Annotated in this window: 1 pseudogene; it reads left to right on the plus strand. The window is 76.4% G+C overall.

Annotation, left to right across the window (positions count from 1 at the left end):
* Nucleotides 1-213: 213 nt before the first annotated feature.
* Nucleotides 214-521 (plus strand): annotated as a pseudogene (locus A7A76_RS02755) (hypothetical protein); the annotation flags it as partial.

Here is a 521-nt window from a genome sequence, read left to right on the forward strand (position 1 = left end):
GCCGCGCGGGCGCAGATCGGCCGGCAGTTGCGCAGCGCGCTCAAGCGCTGACATCGGCCAAACCGCGTCCCGGCAGCCGGGCCGGGGCGTGGCGGCCAGGCGCCGGCGCCGGCCCGCGGCCCGGGCCGACCGGCGGTCGCCGACATCGCAGTCTCTGAGACGGCGGAGCCGGAACGTGCGAGGCACACGACCCCTTCGCTACGGAGCCCGGCCATGACCGCTCTCGAATCCACCCGCTGCAGCGATGCCCTGCCTGTCGATGCCCCGCCGGTCGACGCCGAGTTCGGCGACGACATCGTCGAAGACAGCGCCGCGCGCTGGCGCGCGGACCTGGACCTGGGCTTGCGCTACGCCGCGGCCGTCGGCGCCTTGCTGGTGCTGATGCTGCCGGCCGCGCGCGGCTCGCACGCGGCGATCGGCTGGCTGCCGCTGTGGCTGGTCGGCATGCCGGCGCTGGCGTGGTGGGCGCTGCACCGCTTCCGCCTGCCGTCGTGGCGTCGCGGCGAGATCGCGGCCGATGC

The sequence above is a fragment of the Lysobacter enzymogenes genome (genome assembly GCF_017168095.1).
In the GTDB taxonomy this organism is placed as follows: domain Bacteria; phylum Pseudomonadota; class Gammaproteobacteria; order Xanthomonadales; family Xanthomonadaceae; genus Lysobacter; species Lysobacter enzymogenes_D.